At 65.1% G+C, this 24289-nt stretch carries 23 protein-coding genes; 12 read left to right on the top strand and 11 right to left on the bottom strand.

Features of this window, described 5'->3' with window-relative positions:
* Positions 1–128 precede the first annotated feature (128 nt).
* From ABIE57_RS07725 to ABIE57_RS07735, 3 genes are read left to right on the top strand one after another with little or no spacing between them, the layout of a single operon-like run.
* Positions 129–1901, top strand: coding sequence for a pilus assembly protein TadG-related protein (locus tag ABIE57_RS07725; protein ID WP_354538424.1), 1773 nt, complete (start codon positions 129–131; stop codon positions 1899–1901).
* Positions 1898–2434: a TadE/TadG family type IV pilus assembly protein gene (locus tag ABIE57_RS07730; protein WP_354538425.1), complete on the top strand. Its 537-nt coding sequence runs from the start codon at positions 1898–1900 to the stop codon at positions 2432–2434. The genes ABIE57_RS07725 and ABIE57_RS07730 overlap by 4 nt, the downstream gene beginning before the upstream one ends.
* Positions 2434–3039, top strand: coding sequence for a TadE/TadG family type IV pilus assembly protein (locus ABIE57_RS07735; RefSeq protein WP_354538426.1), 606 nt, complete (start codon positions 2434–2436; stop codon positions 3037–3039). The genes ABIE57_RS07730 and ABIE57_RS07735 overlap by 1 nt, the downstream gene beginning before the upstream one ends.
* A 5-nt stretch (positions 3040–3044) precedes the next feature.
* On the opposite strand, the gene ABIE57_RS07740 is transcribed toward ABIE57_RS07735, so the two are convergent.
* Complete coding sequence (locus tag ABIE57_RS07740) at positions 3045–3521, bottom strand: hypothetical protein (RefSeq protein WP_354538427.1); 477 nt, start codon at positions 3519–3521, stop codon at positions 3045–3047.
* A 123-nt stretch (positions 3522–3644) separates the two neighbouring features.
* Between ABIE57_RS07740 and ABIE57_RS07745 the strand changes: the two genes are divergently transcribed.
* The gene (locus tag ABIE57_RS07745; RefSeq protein WP_354538428.1) at positions 3645–4550 is read left to right on the top strand and encodes a pirin family protein; all 906 of its coding nucleotides are present in this window, start codon (positions 3645–3647) and stop codon (positions 4548–4550) included.
* A gap of 30 nt (positions 4551–4580) precedes the next feature.
* Here ABIE57_RS07745 and ileS read toward each other — a convergent pair whose 3' ends face one another.
* The gene (ileS, locus tag ABIE57_RS07750) at positions 4581–7553 is read right to left on the bottom strand and encodes an isoleucine--tRNA ligase (protein ID WP_354538429.1); all 2973 of its coding nucleotides are present in this window, start codon (positions 7551–7553) and stop codon (positions 4581–4583) included.
* Between the two features lie 297 nt (positions 7554–7850).
* Here ileS and ABIE57_RS07755 point away from each other — a divergent pair, with 297 nt between their 5' ends.
* Positions 7851–8261, top strand: coding sequence for a group III truncated hemoglobin (locus tag ABIE57_RS07755; RefSeq protein WP_354538430.1), 411 nt, complete (start codon positions 7851–7853; stop codon positions 8259–8261).
* A 1-nt stretch (position 8262) separates the two neighbouring features.
* Here ABIE57_RS07755 and ABIE57_RS07760 read toward each other — a convergent pair whose 3' ends face one another.
* Together ABIE57_RS07760 and ABIE57_RS07765 are read right to left on the bottom strand one after the other, a co-directional pair.
* A complete protein-coding gene (locus tag ABIE57_RS07760) occupies positions 8263–9621 on the bottom strand; it encodes a GntP family permease (RefSeq protein ID WP_354538431.1) in 1359 nt (452 codons plus the stop codon).
* A 56-nt stretch (positions 9622–9677) separates the two neighbouring features.
* Positions 9678–11228 (bottom strand): divergent polysaccharide deacetylase family protein, encoded by a 1551-nt coding sequence (locus ABIE57_RS07765; protein WP_502950132.1) that lies wholly within the window; start codon positions 11226–11228, stop codon positions 9678–9680.
* A gap of 163 nt (positions 11229–11391) precedes the next feature.
* Between ABIE57_RS07765 and ABIE57_RS07770 the strand changes: the two genes are divergently transcribed.
* The 6 genes from ABIE57_RS07770 to ABIE57_RS07795 all read left to right on the top strand — a co-directional run bounded on the left by ABIE57_RS07770 (position 11392) and on the right by ABIE57_RS07795 (position 15828).
* Positions 11392–11973 carry an anthranilate synthase component II gene (locus tag ABIE57_RS07770; protein ID WP_354538432.1) on the top strand — a complete coding sequence of 194 codons (582 nt, stop codon included), beginning with the start codon at positions 11392–11394 and terminating at the stop codon, positions 11971–11973.
* Positions 11970–12989 carry an anthranilate phosphoribosyltransferase gene (trpD, locus tag ABIE57_RS07775; RefSeq protein WP_354538433.1) on the top strand — a complete coding sequence of 340 codons (1020 nt, stop codon included), beginning with the start codon at positions 11970–11972 and terminating at the stop codon, positions 12987–12989. The genes ABIE57_RS07770 and trpD overlap by 4 nt, the downstream gene beginning before the upstream one ends.
* On the top strand, positions 12986–13801 hold the full coding sequence (trpC, locus tag ABIE57_RS07780; RefSeq protein ID WP_354538434.1) for an indole-3-glycerol phosphate synthase TrpC: 816 nt from the start codon (positions 12986–12988) through the stop codon (positions 13799–13801). Before trpD ends, trpC begins: the two co-directional genes overlap by 4 nt.
* Positions 13802–14278 (top strand): cyclic pyranopterin monophosphate synthase MoaC, encoded by a 477-nt coding sequence (gene moaC / locus ABIE57_RS07785; RefSeq protein ID WP_354538435.1) that lies wholly within the window; start codon positions 13802–13804, stop codon positions 14276–14278.
* Positions 14275–15444 carry a molybdopterin molybdotransferase MoeA gene (locus tag ABIE57_RS07790; RefSeq protein ID WP_354538436.1) on the top strand — a complete coding sequence of 390 codons (1170 nt, stop codon included), beginning with the start codon at positions 14275–14277 and terminating at the stop codon, positions 15442–15444. The genes moaC and ABIE57_RS07790 overlap by 4 nt, the downstream gene beginning before the upstream one ends.
* 141 nt (positions 15445–15585) lie before the next feature.
* On the top strand, positions 15586–15828 hold the full coding sequence (locus ABIE57_RS07795; RefSeq protein WP_354538437.1) for a DUF1127 domain-containing protein: 243 nt from the start codon (positions 15586–15588) through the stop codon (positions 15826–15828).
* Between the two features lie 44 nt (positions 15829–15872).
* On the opposite strand, the gene ABIE57_RS07800 is transcribed toward ABIE57_RS07795, so the two are convergent.
* Positions 15873–16925, bottom strand: a complete 1053-nt coding sequence (locus tag ABIE57_RS07800) for a ketopantoate reductase family protein (protein ID WP_354538438.1) — start codon at positions 16923–16925, stop codon at positions 15873–15875.
* 144 nt (positions 16926–17069) lie between these two features.
* On the opposite strand from ABIE57_RS07800, the gene ABIE57_RS07805 reads away from it, so the two are divergent.
* Positions 17070–18476, top strand: a complete 1407-nt coding sequence (locus ABIE57_RS07805; protein WP_354538439.1) for a helix-turn-helix domain-containing protein — start codon at positions 17070–17072, stop codon at positions 18474–18476.
* Positions 18477–18514: 38 nt separating this feature from the next.
* On the opposite strand, the gene ABIE57_RS07810 is transcribed toward ABIE57_RS07805, so the two are convergent.
* The 6 genes from ABIE57_RS07810 to ABIE57_RS07835 all read right to left on the bottom strand — a co-directional run bounded on the left by ABIE57_RS07810 (position 18515) and on the right by ABIE57_RS07835 (position 24262).
* A complete protein-coding gene (locus tag ABIE57_RS07810; RefSeq protein WP_354538440.1) occupies positions 18515–20026 on the bottom strand; it encodes a tripartite tricarboxylate transporter permease in 1512 nt (503 codons plus the stop codon).
* A 41-nt stretch (positions 20027–20067) separates the two neighbouring features.
* Positions 20068–20571 carry a tripartite tricarboxylate transporter TctB family protein gene (locus tag ABIE57_RS07815; protein WP_354538441.1) on the bottom strand — a complete coding sequence of 168 codons (504 nt, stop codon included), beginning with the start codon at positions 20569–20571 and terminating at the stop codon, positions 20068–20070.
* A gap of 39 nt (positions 20572–20610) precedes the next feature.
* Entirely contained in the window at positions 20611–21567 is a 957-nt protein-coding gene (locus tag ABIE57_RS07820; protein ID WP_354538442.1) for a Bug family tripartite tricarboxylate transporter substrate binding protein, read from the bottom strand.
* A 161-nt stretch (positions 21568–21728) separates the two neighbouring features.
* Positions 21729–22028, bottom strand: coding sequence for a universal stress protein (locus ABIE57_RS07825; protein ID WP_354538443.1), 300 nt, complete (start codon positions 22026–22028; stop codon positions 21729–21731).
* Between the two features lie 39 nt (positions 22029–22067).
* On the bottom strand, positions 22068–22592 hold the full coding sequence (locus ABIE57_RS07830) for a putative universal stress family protein (protein WP_354538444.1): 525 nt from the start codon (positions 22590–22592) through the stop codon (positions 22068–22070).
* Positions 22593–22594: 2 nt separating this feature from the next.
* The gene (locus tag ABIE57_RS07835) at positions 22595–24262 is read right to left on the bottom strand and encodes a formate--tetrahydrofolate ligase (RefSeq protein ID WP_354538445.1); all 1668 of its coding nucleotides are present in this window, start codon (positions 24260–24262) and stop codon (positions 22595–22597) included.
* Positions 24263–24289 lie beyond the last annotated feature (27 nt).

Genomic DNA, 24289 nt, shown 5'->3' on the forward strand with positions numbered 1-24289 from the left:
AATGGTTAACTTTGACCATGCGACTCATGGCGGCCACAATTTGACCACATTTGAAGGCGAAGAAACGCGATGGAAAAGCGGGCATGCTTGGGGCGGCATGCGGGCTTATATGGTGAGAAGGTATCGAGATGCGTTTGCCTGAAGAAATCCGACCGGCGGTCGTTGCGACCACGCTTCATGATGTGACACCCGCGTTCCGACGCCGGAACCGTCACCGCCTCCTGCGGCAAGAGGATGGCTCTGCCACCCTCTTCGGGCTGTTCATCTTCGTCATCATGCTGATGATGGGGGGGATCGCGCTTGACACGATGCGCCACGAATCCACCCGCGCCGAATTGCAGACCACGCTTGACCGCGCGGTGCTGGCCGCGGCAACGGCGCGCACCGAGGCCGAGGCGCGCGACATCATCGAGGATTATTTCGCCAAGGCCGGTCAGTCGGACTTCCTTATGGCGGAGCTGGATGACGACATCACCGTGACCCTGAACAGCGCGAGCATCACCGCCCGCGCCGGCGGCACGATCGAGACCTTCCTGATGCGCCTCAACGGTGTCGAGACGCTCGATGTCGCCGGGATTTCAACCGCCGAGGTGCACATCCCCAAACTCGAGGTCGTGCTTGTGCTCGACGTCTCCGGGTCGATGGCCTCGAACAACAAGATCGGCAACCTGCGAGACGCAGCCAAGGAATTCGTGACGACCGTGCTCGATCAATCCACGCCGGGCAACACCGTCATCTCCATCGTGCCCTTCAGCTTCTCGGTCAGCCCGCCGCTGTCGATCTACAACGCGCTCGCCGTTAACGAAACACACGATTATTCGACGTGCCTGGAATTCAGCGACAACGACTACACGCACGCCACTCTGACCAGTGGGTCGTCCTCGCTCAGCAACGGCATTCCAGTGAACCAGATGATCTATACCTCGCGCTACGGCACCTTTGACAATCTCAACCAGAGCTGGCGGACGTGCTACAACGACGACTACATGCGCATCCTGCCCTACTCGACAAGCGAGGCCGCGCTGCACGCCAAGATCGACGCGCTCCAGCCCGATGGCAACACGTCCGGTAACGAAGGCATGAACTGGGGCGCGGCGCTGCTCGATCCGACCTTCCGTCAGGTGACAAGCGCCATGATCGCGGCCAACGATCTCGATCCCGCGCGCGCCACCGTGCCCGCCGATTACAATGATGGCGAGACCCTCAAGGTCATCGTGTTCATGGGTGACGGGGCGAATACCACGTCCAATTTCTTCGACAAGTCGCCGCCGAAATACCGCGGGCCGAATTCCGACCTGTTCGAGGTCAAGCACCAGGAACGTGTGTTCAGTTACGCCTACAACAAGAAGAACATCCATGACCTTCGTTATGGCAGCGACGGCCTGTCGAAATGCGGTAGCAAGAACTGGGTTTGCATCTACGAGGCGAACGGCCCCGAAAAGTCTGTCTATTACCTTCATAGTCCGCGCTTCAACGACTACTATGCCATCGAGGACGACAAGTTCCTCTCGGCGAGCGCGTTTGCCAACATTCCAAACACGCTGGAGGGCTATGTCAGCACCACGCAACTCGACTGGGAAATCACCTGGGGCTTGATCTCGCCGGACTTTCACAAGCGCATCACCGGCATGGACGATGCCTGGAACGATTTTATCAGCTCGGAATTCATCGACGGCAACAAGAAGAATGTCCTGATGCAAAGCGTGTGTGGCGCCACCAAACGCGAGGGTGTGGTTGTCTATTCCATCGGCTTCGAGGTGCCTACGGGAGGCACCGCCGAGCGCGAACTGATCAAATGTGCCAGCACCGACGGCCATTACTATCGCGCCAGCGGAACGAGCATTTCCTCGGCGTTCAGCTCCATCGCCGCCAACGTCAAAACGCTGAGGTTGACCCAATGATGCGCTTCATTCCCAAGAGCTTGCGCAAGGTCGCGCGAAATGAGGACGGGACAGCGACGCTCGAATTCGTCCTGGTGGCCCCGCTCCTTGTCAGCTTCATCATCTTCTCGGTGGAACTGGGTATCGTGACCATGCAATCGGCGATGCTGGAACGCGGGCTGGACATCACCGTGCGCGACATTCGCCTTGGCACCGGCTCGGCCCCGCAGCACGATGACATCAAGGACAGCATCTGCGATAACTCCTTCGTGATCGCGAACTGCCGCGAAAAGCTTCGGCTGGAGATGGTTCCGACCGATCTGCGCAACCTCGCAGTGCTGGACCCGACCCCCGATTGCACCGACGTGGAGGAGCCCGCAAAACCCCTGCGCGCGTTCATTCCGGGCGGGCAGAACCAGCTCATGCTGTTGCGCGCCTGCCTGAAATACGAGCCCATCTTCCCCGACGCCATCCTGGGACGCGCCTTGATCAGGGATACAAACGGCGAGGCTGCCTTCGTCGCAATGTCCGCCTTCGTGCAGGAGCCGATCTGATGCTGATTGATCTTCACAAGCGCCTCGCGAGCCTTCTGCGCCGCTTTCATCGTGACGAGCGCGGCGTCGTGGCCATGGAAACCGTGATCATCATGCCGTTTCTGGTAACGGGCCTTCTCTTCGCGCTCGGGTTCTACGATTTCTATCTTCAGAAAAACGTGCGCGACAAGGCGACCTATACCATGACCGACGCGCTGTCGCGCGAAACCTCCGTGATCGACGCCACCTATATCGACAACCTCAAGACCACGTTCGACATGATCGCGGGCTCCCGTAGCCCCTCGCAGATGCGGGTTTCGGTGATTCGCTTTCACAAGACGTCGAACAATAACGACTGGTACGAACTGCGCTGGAGCGAGGTGCGCGGCAACGGTGGCCTGTCCGCCCTCACGCAGGCTGATATTGACAAGGCAGAAGAGGTGGCACGTCTGCCGCTCATGGTTGGTGGCCAGGACCTGATCCTTGTCGAGACGAGCGGGCGGCACGTTCCGATTTTCGCCAGCGAGTTCATCGACACTCTCGAACTCAACACGCGCATGTTCATGACGCCGCGCTTTGCCTCACAGCTTTGTTTCACCGGGGTCTGCGTCCCCACAAGCAGCTGAGCGGTTCAGCCCTTGCGCGCGTCGATCCGGGCCTGAATGACCTCGGCCATGTATTTGGCCGGGGTGCCAGGTGTGACACCACCCACACCCACCCTGCGCCCGATCCGCCACCAGAGACCCGGCTCCCAGACAAAGGGGCCCTTGCTGCGCAGCGTGATCATGAACCCGTTCGAGGGCTTGAAGGCAAAGACGCCGCGATCCACCGAAAGGATCTCGTCCATCGGCGCAAGGATGCGCCCGTCGGTCGAGCGCAGTCCGTCGGCGGTCAGTTCCAACCGCTCGGCCGTCGCGCGCCACATACGGTGTGCGCACCACAGCGCGACAGACCCGAGCGCCACCTGAAACGCCTGCCAGCCGAGACCGGGCGAAAGCGCCGCCGCCATGTAGAGCATGATCGCGCCAAGACCGGCAAGCGAGCCGACCCCGATCATCCGTCGCCCCGGCGATGCGCCCAGCACCGCCTCGATCCGCCCTTGCGTCACCGCTCTCTCCCTCTTTTGCACCGGCTTGCACACCGGCGCACAGCGTCTCTTGCGCAGGCGAACAAAGCCGCCCCTGCCCGCGCCGCGCGCCTCTCCCTATATCTCGGGGAAAGGAGAGTGACCATGTCCATAAGACCCGTTCTCGAGACCCGCGCCGCCAGCCCCACGATGGAGGGGGCAGGCGTGCACCTGCACCGCGCCTTCGGCTTTCACGAGCCCACAGAGCTTGACCCCTTCCTGCTCTTCGACGATTTCCGCAACGACGACCCCGCACGCTATGCCAAGGGCTTTCCGTGGCATCCCCATCGCGGGATCGAGACCATTACCTATGTGCTGGCCGGTGAGGTCGATCATGGCGACAGCCTTGGCAATACCGGCGTGCTCGGCGCGGGCGATGTGCAGTGGATGACCGCCGGGTCGGGAATCCTGCATCAGGAAATGCCGCGCGGCGACGCGCAGGGGCGGATGCACGGGTTTCAGCTCTGGGCCAACCTGCCCGCCGCGCAAAAAATGTGTGCGCCACGTTATCAGGACGTGCAGGCCGCCGACATCCCCGAGGTGACCGACGATGACGGCACGCGCGCGCGCGTCATCACCGGCAGTTTCTGGGGCAAGCGCGGCCCGGTCGACGGTATCGCCGCCGATCCGCAATACCTCGACATCTCGGTGCCGCCGGGGCGGCGCAAGGTCATCAAGGTCGATACCTACCGGCGCAGCTTTGCCTATATCTTCGCGGGCAGCGGGCGCTTTGCCGATGCCTCCGACCCGACCGGCGTGCTCCTGGAAAAGGAGGTGGCGGGCCAGGAGGTGCATATCCGCGACGCCTCGGGCGACCGCACGCTGGTGCGCTTCGGCACCGGCGACGAAATCACCGTAGAGGCTGGCCCCGACGGCATCCGCTTTCTGCTCGTCTCCGGCGCGCCGCTTGCCGAACCTGTGGCCTGGCACGGCCCCATCGTGATGAACACGCAGGAGGAGTTGCGCCAGGCCATGCGCGATCTGCGCAACGGCACCTTCATTCGCGGTTAAGACAGGGGGACGGGATGCGCCCGTCCCCCGTCAGCCCAGTGCGTCTGAGCACCGCTTGCAGGTGCCGGGATGCTTGTGCGTGCCCACATCGGGCAGGATCTTCCAGCAGCGCTGGCATTTCGCCCCCTCGGCCCGCTCGAAGACCACGCCGACCATCTCGACCTCGGGCAGGCGGAACGCCTCGGCGGGGCGCGGATCGGCGCTCAGGATCAGGTCCGAGGTGATGCAGATATCGGCGAAATCCACCGATTTCAGCGCCTTGAGCATGTCTTCATCGCGCACATGCACGATGGGGGCCGCCTCGAGGCTCGCGCCGATCACCTTGTCGCTGCGTTGCACCTCGAGTGCTGCCGTCACCACGCGCCGCGCCGCGCGCACCGCTGCCCATTTCGCCGCCAGCGGCTCATCGAGCCAGTCGGCGGGCGTCTCGGGCATGTCGTGCAGATGCACGCTGTCGTCGTCGCCGGGAAAGCGCGAGAGCCACACATCCTCCATCGTGAACACCAGCACCGGCGCGAGCCATGTGGTCAGCCGGTGAAAGAGCAGGTCCATCACCGTGCGCGCGGCGCGGCGGCGCGCGGTATCGCCGTCGCAATAAAGCACATCCTTGCGGATATCGAAGTAGAAGGCGCTCAGATCGAGGGTGCAGAAGTTGAATATCTGCTGAAAAACCCCTTGGAAATCATAGGTCTCGAAGCCTTTTCTCACCTTGTGATCCAGCTCTGCCAGCCGGTGCAGCACCCAACGCTCCAGCTCGGGCATCTCCGATGGTGCCACCCGGTCGGCTTCCGTGAAAGGCGCGAGCGCCCCCAGCATGAATCGCATCGTGTTGCGCAAGCGGCGATAGCTGTCGGCCACGCCCTTGAGAATTTCCGGCCCGATGCGCAGATCGGCGGTGTAATCCGCCTGCGCCACCCAGAGCCGCAGGATATCGGCACCGTATTGCTTGATCACCGCCTCGGGGGCCACGGTATTGCCCAATGATTTGGACATCTTGTTGCCCTTCTCATCGAGGGTAAATCCATGGGTCAGCACCCCGCGATAGGGCGCATGCCCCATCGTGCCGCAGGCTTGCAGCATCGAGGAATGGAACCAGCCGCGATGCTGATCGGTACCTTCAAGGTAAAGATCGGCCATGCCGTCCTCGGAGCCATCCGCGCGGTCGCGCAGCACGAAGGCATGGGTGGAGCCGCTATCGAACCACACATCGAGAATGTCATCGACCTTGGTCCAGTCCTCGGGGTTGACGATGCCAGATAGAAACCGCTCTTTCGCGCCGTCCTTGTACCAGGCATCGGCACCCTCTGCCTCAAAGGCGGCGAGGATGCGGGCGTTCACCTCTTCATTGCGCAAAAGATAATCCGGATCCGTGGGTTGCGCGCCGCTCTTCACAAAACAGGTGAGTGGCACGCCCCAGGCCCGCTGGCGCGAGAGCACCCAATCGGGCCGTGCCTCGATCATCGAATAGAGCCGGTTGCGCCCGGTCTTGGGCGTCCACGTCACCAGCTCGTCGATGGACCGCAGCGCGCGCTCGCGGATCGTGGTGCCGTATTGGTCCTGCCCGTCGCCCACGGGCCGGTCAATGGCCGCGAACCATTGCGGCGTGTTGCGGTAGATCACGGGGGCCTTGGAGCGCCAGCTATGCGGATAGCTGTGCTTGATCTTGCCGCGCGCGAGCAGCCCGCCCACCTCGATCAGCTTGTCGATCACGGCCTTGTTGGCATTGCCCTCTTTCCCCTTGCGATCAAGGATGAACTTGCCGCCGAAAAACGGCAGGTCGGGGCGGAACGAGCCGTCATCCATCACGTTATAGGTGATGACCTGATCCAGCATGCCGAGATCGCGGTAAAGTTCGTATTCCTCCATCCCGTGCGACGGCGCGCAATGCACGAAGCCGGTGCCTTCCTCGTCGGTGACAAAATCAGCGGCGCGGAAATCGCGGGGGGCGTCCCATTCGCCCATTCCTCCCTCGGCTCCCGCCAGCGGGTGTTGCAGCGACAGGCCAGCCAATTCATCCGCGCTCACCCCGCGCAGGCGGGTATACATCCCCTCCTCCAGCCGCGCGCGTGTCATCACATCCTCCGCCAGATTATCCGCCAAGAGATACCGCTCACCAGCCGTGGCCCAGCACTCTGCGGGCGTGGCCGTAACCTCGTATAGCCCGTAAGAGATTTCAGAACCGTAAACGACGGCCTTGTTGGAGGGGAGGGTCCAGGGCGTGGTGGTCCAGATCACCACATGCGCGCCGACCAGCCCGTCCCGGGCCTGACCAGGGACCTCTGATCCGGTTTCAGGAGACCCCGGTTCAAGACCGGGGTTGCCGTGCCCCTTGGCCACGGCAAACTTCACCCAGACCGTGAAACTCTCCTTGTCGTGATATTCCACCTCCGCCTCGGCCAGCGCGGTCTTTTCCACGGGCGACCACATCACCGGTTTGGAGCCCTGATACAAAGTGCCCGTCATCAGGAATTTCTGGAACTCCTCCGCGATGATCCGCTCGGCGCGGAAATCCATCGTGAGATACGGGCGGTCCCATGCGCCGGTGATGCCCAGCCGCTTGAATTCCTCGCGCTGGATGTCGATCCAGCCCTCGGCAAATTTCCGGCATTCCTGACGGAAATCGACGATATCCACCTCGTCCTTGTTGCGCCCCTTGGCGCGGTATTGCTCTTCGATCTTCCACTCGATGGGCAACCCGTGGCAATCCCAGCCGGGGATATAGCGCGCGTCGCGGCCCATCATCTGCTGCGAGCGCACCACCATGTCCTTGAGGATCTTGTTCAGCGCGTGACCGATATGCAAATGGCCGTTGGCGTAGGGCGGGCCATCGTGCAGGGTAAAGGGAATCCGCCCCGACGCGTTCTCCCGCAGCTTTTCATACACCCCGATCCGCGCCCAGCGCGCCAGCCAGTCAGGCTCGCGCGCGGGAAGGCCCGCACGCATCGGGAAATCGGTTTCGGGCAGGTTGAGCGTGTCCTTGTAGTCGGGCAGGTCGGCGCACATGGGGGCGTCCTTCGTCAGGTCCGGGGATTTTGCGATGAGACGCGGCGCGATGGCTCAAACGCCTTGTCCCGGCGGCTCGATCTGGTCAGAGCGCCGGGCATGTAATTCGAATGATGATCGCGGCATCAAGCGTCATGGCCCGCCTTATAGGCGCGCACCCGGCAGCCGTCCAGAGGGCGCGGGCCCCCGCTTTCTTGAAAAGAAAGCGGTCCGAAATCTTTTGAAGATTTCGGACGTGGCCGCCATGCGGCGGGACGCCCTCTTGCATGTGCGCGGGCGCTGTCGCATCTCGGGACCATGAGCATCGCCCTGCCCCCGCGTTTCCCCGTCACCCGCGCAGAGATCGCGCGCGTGGTCGCGGCCTTCTACGCCGCCGTGCGCGCCCATCCCGGCCTCGGGCCGGTTTTTGCCGTCCACGTCACCGACTGGCCCGCGCATGAGGCGAAGATCACCGATTTCTGGGCCAATTCGATCCTGCACGAACGCTGTTATGACGGCTCTCCGATGGCGGCACATGTCAACGCGCGCAATGTGCAGCCGGGCATGTTCTCGACCTGGCTGGCACTCTTCGACAGCGTTCTGGCGCGCGAGCTTTCGCCCGATCAGGCCGCCGCCTGGTCGGAACTGGCGCACCGCATCGGCCGCAGCTTGCGCGCGGGCGTGGTGGATCGCAGCACCCATCCCGGCGGCGTGCCCAGGCTGCGCTGACTCACACCGCGCCCAGCACGGTGCCCAGAGCGATGATCATCCCACAGGCCAGCACCGGGCCGATCACGGCGACCATGAAGATATCGCCATAGGCCTGCCGGTGCGTCATCCCGCAAATCCCCAGCAGCGTAATCACCGCGCCGTTATGCGGCAGGGTATCCAGCCCCCCGGTCGCCACCGCCACCACCCGGTGCAGAAGCGCCGGATCGACCCCCTGCGCCGCCGCCTCGGCCAGCATCGAGAGCCCAAGCGCATCGAGCGCGATCGACATGCCGCCCGAGGCCGAGCCGGTGATCCCGGCCAGCGCGCTTGACGACAGCGCGGCCGCGACCAGCACATTGCCACCCGAGAGCCCGTCAAGGCTTGCCCGCAAGACCTCGAACCCCGGCAGGGTGGCGATCACCGCGCCAAAGCCCACCAGGCTCGCGGTATTGAAAAGCGGCAGGAGCGCGGACTCGGCGCCCTTGTTGAGCGCCTGCATCACCTTGGGCGGGCGCGTGAAGAGAAGCGCCAGCACCAGCGCCACCGTGAGCGCCGCGATCACCGACCACAGGCCCTTGACCCGCGCCAGGTCGGTCGCGCCATAAAGCGGGCGCGCCAGATAGCCGGTGTCGAGCGCGGGCAGGACGGCCGCGCCCATGGCGAGCGTCACCACCGCTACGGACAGGATCGGCAGCGCCGCGCGCCAGAGCGGCAGCCTGTCCCGAACCCCGTCATCCCCGGGCCGCGTGGGGGCCTCTTCGCCCGCCAGCCAGTGCGCGCGCAACCGCAGCCAGACCATGCCGAACCCCAGCATGACGAGCGCCGCGACGATCCCCAGAACCGGGGCCGCAAAAGGCGTGGTGCCGAAAGTGGCCATCGGGATCGCGTTCTGGATCGAAGGCGTGCCGGGCAGCGCCGTCATGGTAAAGGTGAACGCGCCCAGCGCGATGGTCGCCGGAATGAGCCGCGCGGGCACCCCCGTCTCGGCGAAGAGCGCGCGCGCCAGCGGCCAGGCGGCAAAGGCCACCACGAAAAGCGACACGCCGCCATAGGTCAGCACCGCGCAGGCCAGCACCAGCGCCAGAATGGCATTGCCCGCGCCAAGCGCGCCCGCGATGGCCGTGGCGATGCGGTCCGCCGCGCCCGACACCTCCATCACCCGGCCAAAGAGCGCACCCAGCAGGAAGAGCGGAAAGAAGGCCACCACAAAGCCCCCCGCTGCCTGCATGAAAATTTGCGTATAGCCCGCCAGCACCGGCGCGCCCGACAGCGCCGCCGCCAGCGCCGCCAGAACCGGTGCCAGCACCAGCACCGAGATCCCCGCCCAGGCCCCCGCGATCAGGAGGCCAAGCGCCACAAGGATGAGAAGAACCGCCATGCCGCACCCCGCCATTTCTGCGGCGCAGCATAGCGCGGCACGGCGCGGTTAACCAGCTATGGCGTGGCCAGAACCGCCGAGACCGGCGCGAGCGCCACGCTGGCCGCGCGGTCCTGCAAGCCCCAGAGCAACAGGGCGCTGATGGTGTCGGGGCGCACGCGGCCCAGCATGATCACGCCTTCGTCCTGCTGGCCCGCGCGCATCGCCCCCTGATCGAGGAACCGCCGAACCGCGCCCGCATTCTGCCCCTGCCCGTCGATATCGCGGAAGAGCGTCGCCGAGGGCACCCCCTCGCGCGCGATGAGTTTCTGCGCGGTGTTGAGGCCATTGGGCAGCATGACGATGCCATGCCCCGTCTCGCTCAGGATCGGGGCAAGCTGCGCGCTCGCCTCGCGGCTACCCTGAAGCCCGGTGCCCGTGCCCTCGATCACCGCCACCGCCTGCGGCAGCGCGGCAAGCCATGCCTGCATGGCGGTCTCGGCGTCGGCGGCGGTGGCGCTCTCGGGCAGGTCCGCGGCGATGAGCACCTCGAAACCCGCATCGCGATAGCGCGCAGCGGCTTCCGCCGCATCCGGGCGGCTGGCGGGGATGGCAAAGCTCAGCGGATAGGGAAACGCCTGCAACGCCTCCAGCCCCAGCGTGCCCTGCCCCTCGTCGAGCAGGACGATGGCCATGAGCGGCCTGTCCGCAGGCGGATCGAAGGCCACGGCGTTGCGGCGCAGCGCACCCTCGGGCGCTTCGGGCCCGTCGGGGCCAGTCTCGGCGGTCTCGGCCTCGGCGGTCCCGGCGGCTGTCTCGGGCGCTTCGGGGGCGTCACCGATGCGCGGCAGGCGGCCCACGGTCACGCCCTCCGCGCGATTGCCAAGCGTGTCCGATGGCGCAAGGCGCGGCGACGCGGGCACCGCCTCGGGCGCGGGCGCGCCCTCATCGGGGGCGACCGGTTCGATCACCGCTTGCCGCGTGTCAGGGGCGTCTTCGGCGGGCGGCACCTGCGCGGCGACGCTGTCTCGCCCGTCATCCGCCTCGTCGGCGGGAGCCACGGGTTCGGTGATCTCGGTCTGCACGTCGGGGGCCGTTGCCGCCTCCTGCCGGGGGGCGTCCTGCGGGGTTGGCGGCTGGGGCGCGGCTAGCCCCGCATCCAGCTCTCCCGGATCGGGCGCGGGGGGCTGTGCGGGATCGGTCGAGATGACAAGCCGCGCCTCACCCTCTGGCCGGGCGGGGGCCGCGGCCTGTGGCGCGGGCAGAACCGGGCTGTCACTGCCCACCGCGACACGGCCCTCTGCCGGCGCGCCCTCTGGCGGCGCGCCAAGCGTGCCCACTGTCCCCGTATCAGGCACGGCCACGGGCGCGGTGTCGGCCCCGGCGAGCGGGCCGAGATCGTCGCGGCCGGGGTCCTCGACACGCGGCGCGCCCCCTTGCGCCGGGCCTTCGGTCACACCCGGCAACGCCGCTTCGCGGTCTTCGCGCACCGCATCGAAGCCCGAGCCGGGCGGCACCTCGACCGCACGCGCCTCGGGTGCCGTTTCGCGCACCGCCGCCATGTCGGCCAGATCGCTGACCACCGATACCGTGCCCAGAACCAGACCCGACAAGGCCAGCCCCGTCACCATTCCTGCCAATGCCCCGCGTATCACTGCCTTGCCCCCGTGGTCTCTGCCCGTTTGCCGTCATTCCGGCCTAGCGCCCCTTGACGGTGCCGCGCAAGCCTGAACAAGTATACTCCGACCGGCCCCGAGGCCAACAGCCCCCTTGACCGAAGGACAGGCACAGATGTTGCTCTTGATCGACAATTACGACAGTTTCACCTACAATCTCGTGCATTACGTGGGCGAATTGGGGGCCGAGACCCTCGTCATCCGCAACGATGCGCTCGATGTGCAGGCGGCGATGGCGCTGCGGCCTGCCGGTATTCTCCTCTCTCCGGGGCCGTGCGACCCCGATCAGGCCGGGATTTGCCTGCCGCTGACGCTGGCCGCCGCCGAGGCGGGGATCCCGCTTCTGGGCGTGTGCCTCGGGCATCAGACCATCGGGCAGGCCTTCGGCGGGCGGGTGGTGCGCCATTCCGAGATCGTGCATGGCAAGATGGGCGTGATCCACCATACCGGCAAAAGCGTGTTCGCGGGCCTGCCCTCACCCTTCGAGGCAACGCGCTATCACTCGCTGGTGGTGGAGCGCGAGAGCCTGCCCGCGTGTCTGGAGATCACCGCCGAACTCGGCGACGGCACGATCATGGGGCTGCGCCACCGCGAGCACGAGATCCACGGCGTTCAGTTTCATCCTGAATCCATCGCCTCGCAGCACGGTCATGCGCTGTTGAAGAATTTCCTCGATCGCATGACGGTGCCCGCATGAGCGATATCCGCGCCCTCATCGGCACCGCAGCCGACCGCGCTCTGACCCGCCCCGAGGCGGAGGCCGCGTTTGAAATCCTCTTTGCCGGAGAGGCCACGCCCGCACAGACGGGGGGCTTTCTCATGGCGCTGCGGACGCGCGGCGAGACGGTGGACGAATACGCCGCCGCCGCCACCGTGATGCGCGCCAAATGCCACCGCGTGCGCGCACCCGAAGGGGCGATGGACATCGTGGGAACGGGGGGCGACGGCAAGGGCACGCTCAACATCTCGACCGCGACGGCGCTGGTGGTGGCGGGGGCGGGCGTGGTGGTGGCCAAGCACGGCAACCGCAACCTCTCGTCCAAATCCGGTGCGGCCGATGCGCTCACGGCGCTTGGCGTCAAAGTGATGCTGGGGCCCGAGGCGGTGGAAAAGGTGCTGGCCGAGGTCGGCATCGCCTTCATGATGGCGCCCATGCACCATCCGGCGATGGCCCATGTCGGCCCGGTGCGCGCCGAGCTTGGCACGCGCACGATCTTCAACATCCTCGGGCCGCTGACCAATCCGGCGGGGGTCAAGCGGCAACTCACCGGGGCGTTCTCGCGCGATCTGATCCGGCCCATGGCCGAGACGCTGGGGCAGTTGGGGTCAGAGCGCGCCTGGCTGGTGCATGGCTCTGACGGCACCGACGAGATGACCATCACCGGGATGACATGGCTGGCCGCGCTGGAGGAAGATGGCTCCATCCGCGAGGCGGAACTGCACCCGGAGGATTTCGGCCTGCCGGTCCATCCGTTCGAGGCCATTCTTGGCGGATCGCCCGAGCAGAATGCCGTCGCCCTCTCGGGGTTGCTCGATGGTGCGCCGGGGGCCTACCGTGATGCGGTGCTTCTCAATGCCGCCGCCGCGTTGACCGTGGCGGGGCGCGCGGGCAATCTGCGCGAGGGCGTGGCCATGGCCGCCGAAAGCATCGACTCAGGTGCCGCGCGCGCGCGGCTGACCGCTTTGGCGAAACTGACATCGGAGGCCACATGAGCACCCCGACCATTCTGGAAAAGATCAAGGCCTACAAGCTGGAAGAAATCGAAGCCGCCCGCGCCGAGCGCCCGCTTGACGAGGTGGAGGCGCTGGCGCGCGAGGCCCCGCCCGTGCGCCCCTTCGCCGACGCGCTGCTGAAGGCGTCGAAAAACGGCTATGGCCTCATTGCCGAGATCAAGAAGGCAAGTCCGTCAAAGGGTCTCATCCGGGCCGATTTCGACCCCGCCGCACTGGCGCAAGCCTATGCCGAGGGCGGGGCCGCGTGCCTGTCCGTTCTGACCGATACCCCGAGCTTTCAGGGCGCGCCCGACTATCTCAGACAGGCCCGCGCCGCCTGTAACCTGCCCGTGCTGCGCAAGGATTTCATGTATGATCCCTATCAGGTCGCCGAGGCGCGCGCCTGGGGGGCCGATTGCATCCTCATCATCATGGCGAGCGTCTCGGACGCGCAGGCCGCCGAGCTTGAAGAGGCGGCGACGGCGTGGGGCATGGACGCGCTCATCGAGGTGCACAACCGCGAGGAGCTTGACCGCGCGGGCGCGCTCAAATCCATGATGATCGGCATCAACAACCGTGATCTCAACACGTTCGAGACCTCGCTCGACACCACCCGCAACCTGTCGAAATTCGTCCCCCCCGAGCGCATGATCGTCTCCGAGAGCGGGCTGGCCACGCCCGACGATCTGGCCGAGATGGCCCGTTATGGCGCGCGGGCGTTTCTCATCGGCGAGACGCTGATGCGCGCCGAGGACGTGGCAGCGGCAACGCGCGCCCTGCTCGCCAATCCGCTGACTGCCGGGGGGTTCTGAATGGCGAGGCTCAGCCATTTCGACACGCAGGGTCATGCCCATATGGTCGATGTCTCGGACAAGCCCGTGACCGATCGCATGGCCGTCGCCGAGGGCCATGTGCGCATGGCGCGCGCCACCTATGACATCATCGCCGAGGGGCGCGCGAAAAAGGGCGATGTGCTCTCGGTCGCGCGGCTGGCCGGGATCATGGGCGCGAAGAAGACGCCCGATCTCATCCCGCTCTGCCATCCGCTGCCCGTCACCAAGGTGGCGGTGGATCTGACCCTTGACCCGGACCTGCCCGGCGTGCGGATCGAGGCGACGGTCAAGACCTCGGGCCAAACGGGGGTGGAAATGGAGGCGCTGACGGCGGTCTCGGTCGCGGCGCTCACGGTCTATGACATGGCCAAGGCAGTGGACAAGGCGATGGAGATGGGCGGCATCCGGCTGCTGCTGAAGGACGGCGGCAAGTCGGGGCGGTATGAGGCGTCATGATATCGGTTGACGAGGCTCTCGCCGCGCTCTTCGCCCTTGTCAGCCCGACGGAGGTGGAGGAGGTACCGCTCGCGCAGGCGGCGGGCCGGGTGCTGGCGCGCGACGTGGCGGCGGGGCGCGATCAGCCACCCTTTGCGGCCTCGGCGATGGATGGCTATGCGATTGCCGATGACCCTGCCCCCGGCGCGGTGCTGACCGTTATCGGCGAGGCGGCGGCGGGGCATGGCTTCGGCGGCCGCGTTGGTGCGGGCGAGGCGGTGCGGATATTCACCGGTGCGCCGGTGCCCGACGGTGCCACCCGCGTGATCATGCAAGAGGATGTGACGCGCGCGGGCGACCGGATTACGCTTGGCGAAAATATCGGCTCTGGCGACAATATTCGCCCCTTGGGCGGTGATTTTCGCAAAGGAGAGACGATTCCCGCGCCGCGCCGCCTGCGCCCCGCCGATCTGGCACTGCTGGCTTCGATGAATATCGCCCGCGTGCCGGTGCATCGCCGCCCCGGGGTGGCGCTTGTCGCCACGGGCGACGAATTGGTGATGCCCGGAGAGGCCCCCGGCCCCGATCAGATCGTGGCCTCCAACGGTTTCGGCCTCAAGGCGCTCCTTGAGAGCCATGGGGCCGTGGCGCGGCTCTTGCCGATTGCGCGCGACACGCGCGCCTCGCTCGAGACCGTGCTCGGGCTGGCGGCGGGCAATGACCTGATCGTGACGATTGGCGGGGCCTCGGTGGGCGATCACGATCTGGTGGCGCGGCTGGGGCCGGAACTGGGGCTGGAGCGGGATTTCTACAAGGTGGCCATGCGCCCCGGCAAGCCGCTGATGGCGGGCCGGATGGGCGCTGCGGCGATGATCGGACTGCCGGGCAACCCGGTCTCGGCCATGGTCTGCGGGCAGGTCTTCATCGCGCCGATGCTCGCCGCGATGCAGGGGCTTGGGGCAGCGCGCGCGCCGCGCCTGACGGCGCGTCTCGCCAGCCCCCTGCCCGCCAATGGCCCGCGCGAGCATTACATGCGCGCGCGGGTCGGCCCCGAGGGGATCACCGCCGAGGACCGGCAGGACAGTTCGCTCCTGAGCATCCTTGCCCATGCCGACGCGCTTCTTGTGCGCCCGCCCCACGATCCGGCGCGCGAGACGGGCGAGGCGGTGGACTATCTGCCGATCTGACTCGGCACCGGTCTGCCCCGTCCGGGGAACGACACCAGCCATGTGACTGACGCAACGCCGATTTGCACCTGCCCACATGGCAGAATGCTGCGCCGCAGTATACATATGATGCAAGCGCAGCGATCCAGGGAACGCCAGATCATGACCTACTCATCCCATACCGGCCACAGTGCCGCGACCTCTATCGGCGTGGCGCAAATCGCAACTGCGCCGCTCCGGGCCATCGGATTCTTTTTCCGGTCGATCATCGAGGCCAACCGCATGGCGCGCGAAGTCGAGACGATGATGCGCCTCAGCGATGAGACGCTCCTCGATATCGGCCTCACGCGCGACGAGATCATCCCCGGTGTCGCGCGCAAATACGGCCTGCGCGACACGATCTGAGCCATGCTGTCAGGGCCGCAAAGGGCCCTGACCCCTGCCCCGGATCACGCGGCGGAACGGGCGTTCGCGTGCAGTCGCGCATTGACGGTCTCCACGATGCCCGCAAATTCGACCGTATCCACCCCCTGCTGTTCCGCGATGAGCTTGACCAGCATATCGACCCGCTCGATGCGGTCAGCGCCGCCCTCGATGGCGCGGGCGGCAGAGGATGGCTTGAGCAGCCCGTTGGCCGCAGTCGCGTATTTCTCGAACGGCACCGCATCGCCCGCATCGGCTCCAAGGCGGCGCACCACCTCATCCACGGTGCTGTAAATCCGCTCTGACAGGGCAGGATCGCCATGCACGGCCTCCTTGATGGCGCGCGCGCCCTCGGGAAGCACGCAGCGGTAATTCCCGGTCAGCAACATGCTCCATTTGGCAAAGGGAACGAACAGCGAGTCGAAGACGCGCAGCTTGACCGGCACATCCTTGCCGTCCACCGTGACCGCGTCGATCGCGCTCTCCAGATCGCGCAGGATGCGGGTGTGGGCCTCATCCTCGAAGGGGGCGGCCTTGAAATTGGTGGGCAGGCCGACATGCAGCGTGTTCGGCCCCTCGTCGGGCACGCGGTAAGCCTGCGGATCGGGGCTGCACAGGGTGACGGTGCCGGGACGGAACCCGGCCCAGGCCTTGGGGCAGGTATAGGCGGCCTCGAGGCGCGATGTGTCGAGCGCCTCGATCCGGCGCAGATAGGGCAGCGGCGGCATGTTCATGATCGACAGGCACGGGGTGCCCGCAGCGGCGATCCGGCCCAAGAGATCGACGATGGTGTCGGCGCAATATTGCGGTTCCGACATGGCCAGCGCCACCATATCGTAATCGGCGGGGTTCACGTCCTCGGGTGCCAGAGCGTTCAATGTGCCGGGCAGGTCATCCGAGCGAAACGACCGATGCTCCTCCTCGTCGCGCAGCTTGATGCGCACATCCGTGCCCTCGGCATTGATCAGGTCCGCCGTCGCCTGACGGCAGACCAGCGTCACATCCTGTCCCGCCATCAAGAGCTTGGTGCCAAGAAGCGAGCCATAGGAGGCGCCGAGGATTACGATGCGATAGGTCATGTTCGGCCTTTCCGGAGAATGCTGTGGGGTCTGAAGATTTGCGACACTATACCCGGACGGCTTGATTCCTCCACGAAATTTATGTCAATGTGTATGAGGTAAACATTACTATGGTTCTTTTTGTAATGTTGTGAGAGGCATGACGTGGCAAAGACACTGATCGGCCCGCAACTGCGCCAGTTGCGGCGTGACCGGGGACAGACACAGGCCGAAATGGCCGGGAAACTGGGCGTGAGCGCATCCTATATCAACCTCCTGGAAAACAATCAGCGCAGCCTCTCGGTGCAGCTTCTCATGCGCATCGCCGAGGTCTATGCCGTCGATTGGCGCGAACTGTCGCGCGACGAGAGCGCGCGCCGCGTGGCCGATCTGCGCAATGCGCTGCGCGACCCGGTCTTTGCCGGTGATCAGCCCGATATTCAGGAATTGCGCGGGGCGGTCGATCATGCGCCCCGCCTGGTTGATCGTTTTCTGGACCTGCACGCGGCCCATCGCACGGCCCTGGAAAAAATTCTGAGCCTGGCGGGGGAAAGCGGCTCGGACGAGCTTTTGCGCATGTCGCCCGAAACCGTGATCCACAATTTCTTTCGTGATCACGGCAATCACTTTCCCGATCTGGAACAGGCGGCGGAGGCGGCCGCGCCCGCCGATTTCGCAGCACCCGAGGACCGCTTCTTTGCCTTGCGGCAACGGCTGGAACAGCGCCACGGTGTCACCACGCACATTCGCAAGATCGGGCATCTTGGCGATGCGCTGCGCTATTACGACGAAGACGCGCGGGTCGTTTATCTGTCCCAGGCGCTCAACACCGCCAATCGCGTCTTTCAACTCGCCCATGTGCTGTGTCTGGTCGAATATCCCGATGTCCTGTCCGGAATCGTCCGGCGCAGCGGCCTCGCGTCGCTCCCTGCGCTGGCACGGCTGCGGGTGGAACTGGCCAATTACTTCGCCGCCGCGCTCCTGATGCCCTATGACGCCTTTCTGCGCGAGGCCGAAGACGCGCGCTATGACATCGACCGGATCGCGGCGGTGTTCAGCACCTCCTTCGAGCAGGTGTGTCAGCGCCTGACCACCCTGCAACGCGACGGCGCGCGCGGGGTGCCGTTCTTCTTCCTGCGCATCGACAAGGCGGGCAATGTCACCAAACGGTTCAACTCGACCTCGTTTCATCTTGCGGAATATGGCGGCTCCTGCCCGGTCTGGAACATCCATACCGCCTTCTACACGCCGGGTGTGATCATGCCGCAATTCGTGGAGATGCCCGATGGCGCGCGTTATTTCACCGTCAGCCGCACCGTGCATCGCCCGGTGTTCAGCGAAGAGACGCAAGACCGCCGCCTGACGCTTGCGCTTGGCTGCGAGGCGAAATTCGCGCCGCGCCTGCGCTACGCGTCGAGCTACAATTTCGACGATCCCAAGCTCTATGCGCCCATCGGTCTGAATTGCAATCTCTGCCCGCGTCAGGCCTGCTCGCAGCGCGCGCATCAGCCGCTGCTGATGGAATTGCCGATGGACGAGAACCGGCGCGGCAGCACCCGCTATGAAAGCTGAAAGGGGGCCGGTTGGCCCCCTTTCGCGTCTTTTGCCCCTTACTCCGCCGCGCGGGATCGGCGCGGGCGCAGATATTTCAGCGCCGGCAACAGGATCAGGATGATCGCGGTCACCATGATCGGCATCGAGATCGGGCGGGTAAAGAAGATCGACGGATCGCCCGAGGACAGCAGCAACGACTGGCGCAGGGTCGGCTCGGCAATCGGCCCGAGCACGATGGCCAGAACCGCCGGTGCCAGCGGATAATCGAACTTCCGCAGGAAGAACGCCCCGAAGCCGAAGACCAGGATCAGCCAGATATCGAACATGTCCTGCATGGCGGCATAGCCGCCCACGATCGACAGCACGAATATCACCGGTGCCAGCACGGTGAACGGCATCCGCAGCATCCAGATGAAGAGCGGAATGGCGGATATGTTCACCAAGAGGGCAAAGACGTTCGACACATAGAAAGACCCGATCAGCCCCCAGACGAAATCCGCCTCCTCGACAAAGAGGCGCGGACCCGGTGTCAGGCCCCAGATCACCATGCCGCCCAGAAGAATGGCCGTGGTCGGAGAGCCGGGAATGCCAAGCGTCAGCATCGGCAGCATGGAGCCGGTCGAGGCCGAGTTGTTCCCCGCCTCGGGGGCGGTCACGCCACCGACATGGCCCTTGCCGAATTCATGCTTGTTCTTCGACACCATCTTGGTGATCGCATAGGACATGAGCGAGGCGGGCGTCGCGCCAGCCGCCGGAAGCACCCCTACGAAGAAACCGAGAAACGATCCGATCGCCGTGCCTTTCCAGCCTTTGCGGGCGGTCTCGCCGATATCCTCGACAATCCCCTTGACCGACATGTCCGCATTCGTCGTGGTGATCTTGCCGCGCGTGCTCTCCAGCGTCCAGAGCATCTCGCCGATGCCGTAGACGCCGATGGCCAGCACCAGAAAGCTGATCCCGCCGAGGAACCCCTTGAGGTCGAAGAGCAGAAGCCGGGGCGCGCCCGAGACCTGGTCAAAGCCGACCGTGGCCAGCACCAGACCGAAGCAGATCGAAAAGACCGTCTTGGCGATGTCGTCGCCGCCAAGCCCCACGAAGGTCGCGAAGGCCAGCAGCATGAGCGCGAAAATCTCGGGCGGGCCGAAACTGAGCGCAACCGTCGCCAGCAGGGGCGCGAACCCGGTAAAGAGCAGGTTCGATACCGTGCCGCCGATGAAGGAGCCGAAGGCGGCCGCAACCAGCGCAAGGCGCGCCTTGCCCATCATCGCCAGCGGCCGACCGTCGAAGGTGGTGGCCACCGCCGTGGATGCACCGGGAATGCCCAGCGTGATCGACGAGATCGCCCCGCCATACATCGCGCCATAGTAGATCGCCGCGAGGAATATGATCGCCGAGCCGGGCGGCACCAGAAACGTCACCGGCAAGAGGATCGCAACCCCGTTGACCGATCCCAGACCGGGCATCGCCCCGATGAAGAGACCGAGCGTCACACCGATCAGGATCAGCAAGAGGTTCAGGGGCTGGATGGCGACCAGCATACCGTCGCCCAGTAGGGATAGAATTTCCATGGCTTGGTTATCGCCCTTGTGTCAGCTGCGCCGTGGACGGCTCAGTAAATGATGTCGTAGAGGACGTTGAAGACCGGGTCGGTAAAGCTCAGCCCCGTGGGCATGCTGATCTGCATGAGCCCCTCGAAGAAGAAGAACAGCCCGAGCGGGAACAGCAGCACCATCGGCAAGGTCAGCCGCCAACTGTGCTGACCAAGCAGTTTGAGATAATAGAGCAGGAAAACCGCGATGGCCCCATACATCGACACGATGTCGATGAGCGCGACAAAGCCCACGATCCCGCCCCCGACAAGCAGCAGCGTCTTGACGCCGAAGCTGTCGAGCACCGGCTCTTGCGAGCGCGATTGCGGCGACACCTGCCGCACCCAGTTGAGCGCGACAAATCCCGTGGAGATCAGCATCCCGACCGACAGCCAGAATGGCCAGAAACCGCCCTGGGGACCGCTTCCCCGCGTATACCCGATCCCGTTCGCGGATGCCTTGTACATCAGGTAGATGGAAAGGAGGGCCAGCACGCCCGCCGTCACTATTTCGCCAACACGCATTTGTCAGCCCTCCCTCGTTTCATCATACCTTGCGGCGGATCACTTCATGCCGGACAGAAGTTCGGTGTGGTTCTCGACCTGCACCTTCCAGTAGCCACGCTGTTGGTCGGCATCCATCCAGAGCGGCGAGAGCGACTCTTTTTCGAGATAGCCCTGCCATTCCTCGGTGTTGTAGATGTCGGCGAACAGCGCCTGATAGTAGGCGGCGGCCTCATCCGACATGCCCGGCGCGCCGACAACGGCCCGCTGGTTGTAGTAGCTGAAGTCATGGCCCTTTTCCTTGAGCGTCGGGATGCCGGGATAGGCGTCCATCTGTTCGTCGGAGAAGACCAGCAGCGGCCGCACATCGCCCGACTGGAAGAAACCGCGCGCCTCTGCCGGGTTGTTCACCGTTGCCATGATCTGCTGACCGGCAAGCGCCGCCGCGACCGCGCCGCCGCCGTCGAAGGGGATATACTTGAGCTTGAGACCGTAGGCATTGCTCAGATAGGCAAAGACGATGCTGTCTTCCTGCCCGGTGCCGGTCCCGCCGACGACATACTCGCCATCCGCCGCCTTGACCGTCTCCAGCCACTGCTCGAACGTTTCGATGCCGCTATCCTTGTGAACCCAGAGCGCGAACGGATCGACACCCATCATCGCAACCGGGGTAAAGGTCTGGATGTCGATGCCGAGGTCAGGCTGCCGGATCGGCGTGGCGAAGAACGAGTTGAGCGTCACGAGAAGGGTGTGATCGGGGTCGCTCGCGCTGTTGAGCCAGATCAGGGATTCGGCACCGGAGCCGCCGCCCTTGTTGTTGGGGATCAGCGGACGGCTGGTCATGTCCTTCTTCTCGACCACCGACTGAATGAAGCGGGCGATCTGGTCCGCGCCGCCGCCCGGTCCCGCCATGATGACGAAATCGACCGGCTTGCGCGGCTGCCATTCCGCCATGGCCGCCGGCGCGGAAAGCCCCAAGGCGGCGATACCGATTGCCAAAGTTTTCAGCATATTCATTGTCTTCCTCCCGTTGATGACCGATAGCCGGTCAGGTTTGGTATGGATCCGGCGCGCTTTGGCCCTCCTCGGCCGTCCGGCGCGCAACGAAGCCTGTGGTGAGTCTTCCTTTGATCCTTCTGTGCCTGTGTTCGGAAAACTCCGTCGTCCTGCTCTTCCCCTCAATGCACCATGACCACGGGAATCGCGGCCTCGGCCACGATGGTAGCGGAATTTCCGCCAAGAAGGGTCTCCCGCTCATAACTGTCGTGATAGGCCCCCGTGATCAGCATGTTCGCACCCGTCTCCGAGCATTTCTGCAACAACATGCGCCCGACATTGCCGCTGCGCTCGAAGGCATGGATCTGAGCGGTAATGCCGCGCTGTGCGAGATATATCTGGAACTCCTCGGGCGTGGCCGTGTGCTCGATCGTCCCGGCCGTCAGGATCGTCACCCGGTCCGCGCGCTCGATCAGCGGCATGGCCAGCGCCACCGCGCGCGACGCCTCGAGCGACCCGTTTCAGCCGATCGCCACATGGCGGCCGATATCGGCGGATACCTCTTCGGTCTCGGCGCAGACCAGAACCGGCCGCCCGGAGGTGAAGAGCGCCGATTTCAACGTGTTGTAGCCCAGGTTCTCCTCCTTGCTGGGCTTGGCCACGCAGATGAGATCCGCCAGACGGCCGTAATGGCGCACCACCTCGGCCTGCTTGCCCTCATATTCGCGGAACGCCGCTGTGGGCTTGCCGGGGGCACGCGGCTCCACGCTGATGCCGTGGCGCGCAGCCTCCTTGAGAAACGCGGTGCGGCGATGGCCTTCTTCGTAATCCGCGCGCTTGCGGCTGGCCTCTGCCAGTTGCTTGCGCAGGAAGGTGGGGATCACCACGCCGTAAGGCATCATGTCCTCTGGCCTCGGGTGGGAATGGACCACCCGGACATGGGCGTTGAACCGCTTGGCCAGCGCGGCGGCATGAGCAAAGATGACCGCCCCCAGCCCGTCATCGCGCATCGGCATCAGAATGGTATGGAGCGATGACCGGTCCATGATCAGAACAACCCGTCGATAAGGCCGTCTTCATTGATGCGGATCGCCTCCGCCGAGGGCACCTTGGGCAGGCCCGGCATGGTCATGATCTCGCCGCAGATCACCACGACAAATCCTGCCCCCGCCGACAGCCGCACCTCGCGCACCGGCAGGCTGTGCCCGTCGGGCGCGCCACGCCGGTTGGGATCGGTGGTAAAGCTGTATTGCGTCTTGGCCATGCACACGGGCAGGTTGCCATAGCCCTGATCCTCCCACTCCTTGAGCTGGTTGCGGATTTTCGCATCCGCCACCACCTCGTCGGCGCGGTAGATTTCCCGGGCGATGGTCTCGATCTTCTGAAAGAGCGGCATCTCGTCGGGATAGAGCGGCGCATATTTGGCCGATCCGCCCTCGACCAGCGCGACCACCTTGCGCGCCAGTTCCTCTGTGCCCTTGGAGCCTTGGGCCCAGTGCTTGCACAGCACCGCCTCGGCCCCCTGGCTTGCCACGAACTCCTTGACAGCCTGAACCTCGGCCTCGGTATCGGTGACGAAATGGTTGATGGCCACCACCACCGGCACGCCGAATTTCGCCAGGTTCTCGATATGGCGCCCAAGGTTCGGACAGCCCGCCTTGACCGCCGCCACGTTCTCGGCACCCAGATCGGCCTTGGCCACGCCGCCGTTCATCTTCATCGCGCGCACCGTGGCCACGATCACCACCGCCTCGGGGGCAAGCCCCGCCTTGCGGCACTTGATGTTCATGAACTTCTCGGCCCCGAGATCGGCACCAAAGCCCGCCTCCGTGACCACGTAATCCGCCAGCTTGAGCGCCGTCGTTGTCGCCACGACAGAGTTGCAGCCATGCGCGATATTGGCGAAGGGCCCGCCATGCACGAAGGCCGGATTGTTCTCCAGCGTCTGCACAAGATTGGGCTGCATCGCCTGCTGCAAGAGCACGGTCATCGCGCCGTCGGCCTTGATGTCCCGGCAATAGACCGGCGTCTTGTCGCGGCGATAGGCCACGATGATATCGCCCAGACGTTTTTCGAGGTCCGCCAGATCGGTGGCCAGACACAGGATTGCCATGACCTCGGAGGCCACGGTGATGTCAAACCCGCTCTCGCGCGGGAAGCCGTTGGCCACGCCGCCGAGGTTGCACACGATCTCGCGCAGGGCGCGGTCGTTCATGTCCATGACGCGGCGATAGACCACGCGGCGGATGTCGATTTCCTGCTCGTTGCCCCAGTAGATATGATTGTCCAGCATCGCCGCCAGCAGGTTGTGGGCGCTGGTGATGGCGTGGAAATCGCCGGTGAAATGAAGGTTCATCTCCTCCATCGGCACCACTTGGGCATAGCCGCCGCCCGCGGCCCCGCCCTTCATGCCGAAGCACGGCCCGAGGCTGGCCTCGCGGATGCACACGGCCGCCTTCTTGCCGATGGCGTTGAGACCGTCGCCCAGACCCACGGTGGTGGTGGTCTTGCCCTCGCCCGCCGGCGTGGGGTTGATCGCCGTGACAAGGACAAGATGGCCGTTCTTGCGCCCGGAAAGCGACTTGATGAAGTCTTCCGAGACCTTGGCCTTGTCATGGCCGAAGGGCAGCAGGTGCTCGCTCGGGATGCCCAGCTTGGCACCGATCTCCTGAATGGGCTTCTTGGTCGCGGCGCGTGCAATTTCGATGTCAGACATATTGTGTTCCCATCAGGTTTCTACGGT

The organism is Roseovarius sp. MBR-6 (assembly GCF_040547525.1).
Taxonomy (GTDB): domain Bacteria; phylum Pseudomonadota; class Alphaproteobacteria; order Rhodobacterales; family Rhodobacteraceae; genus Roseovarius.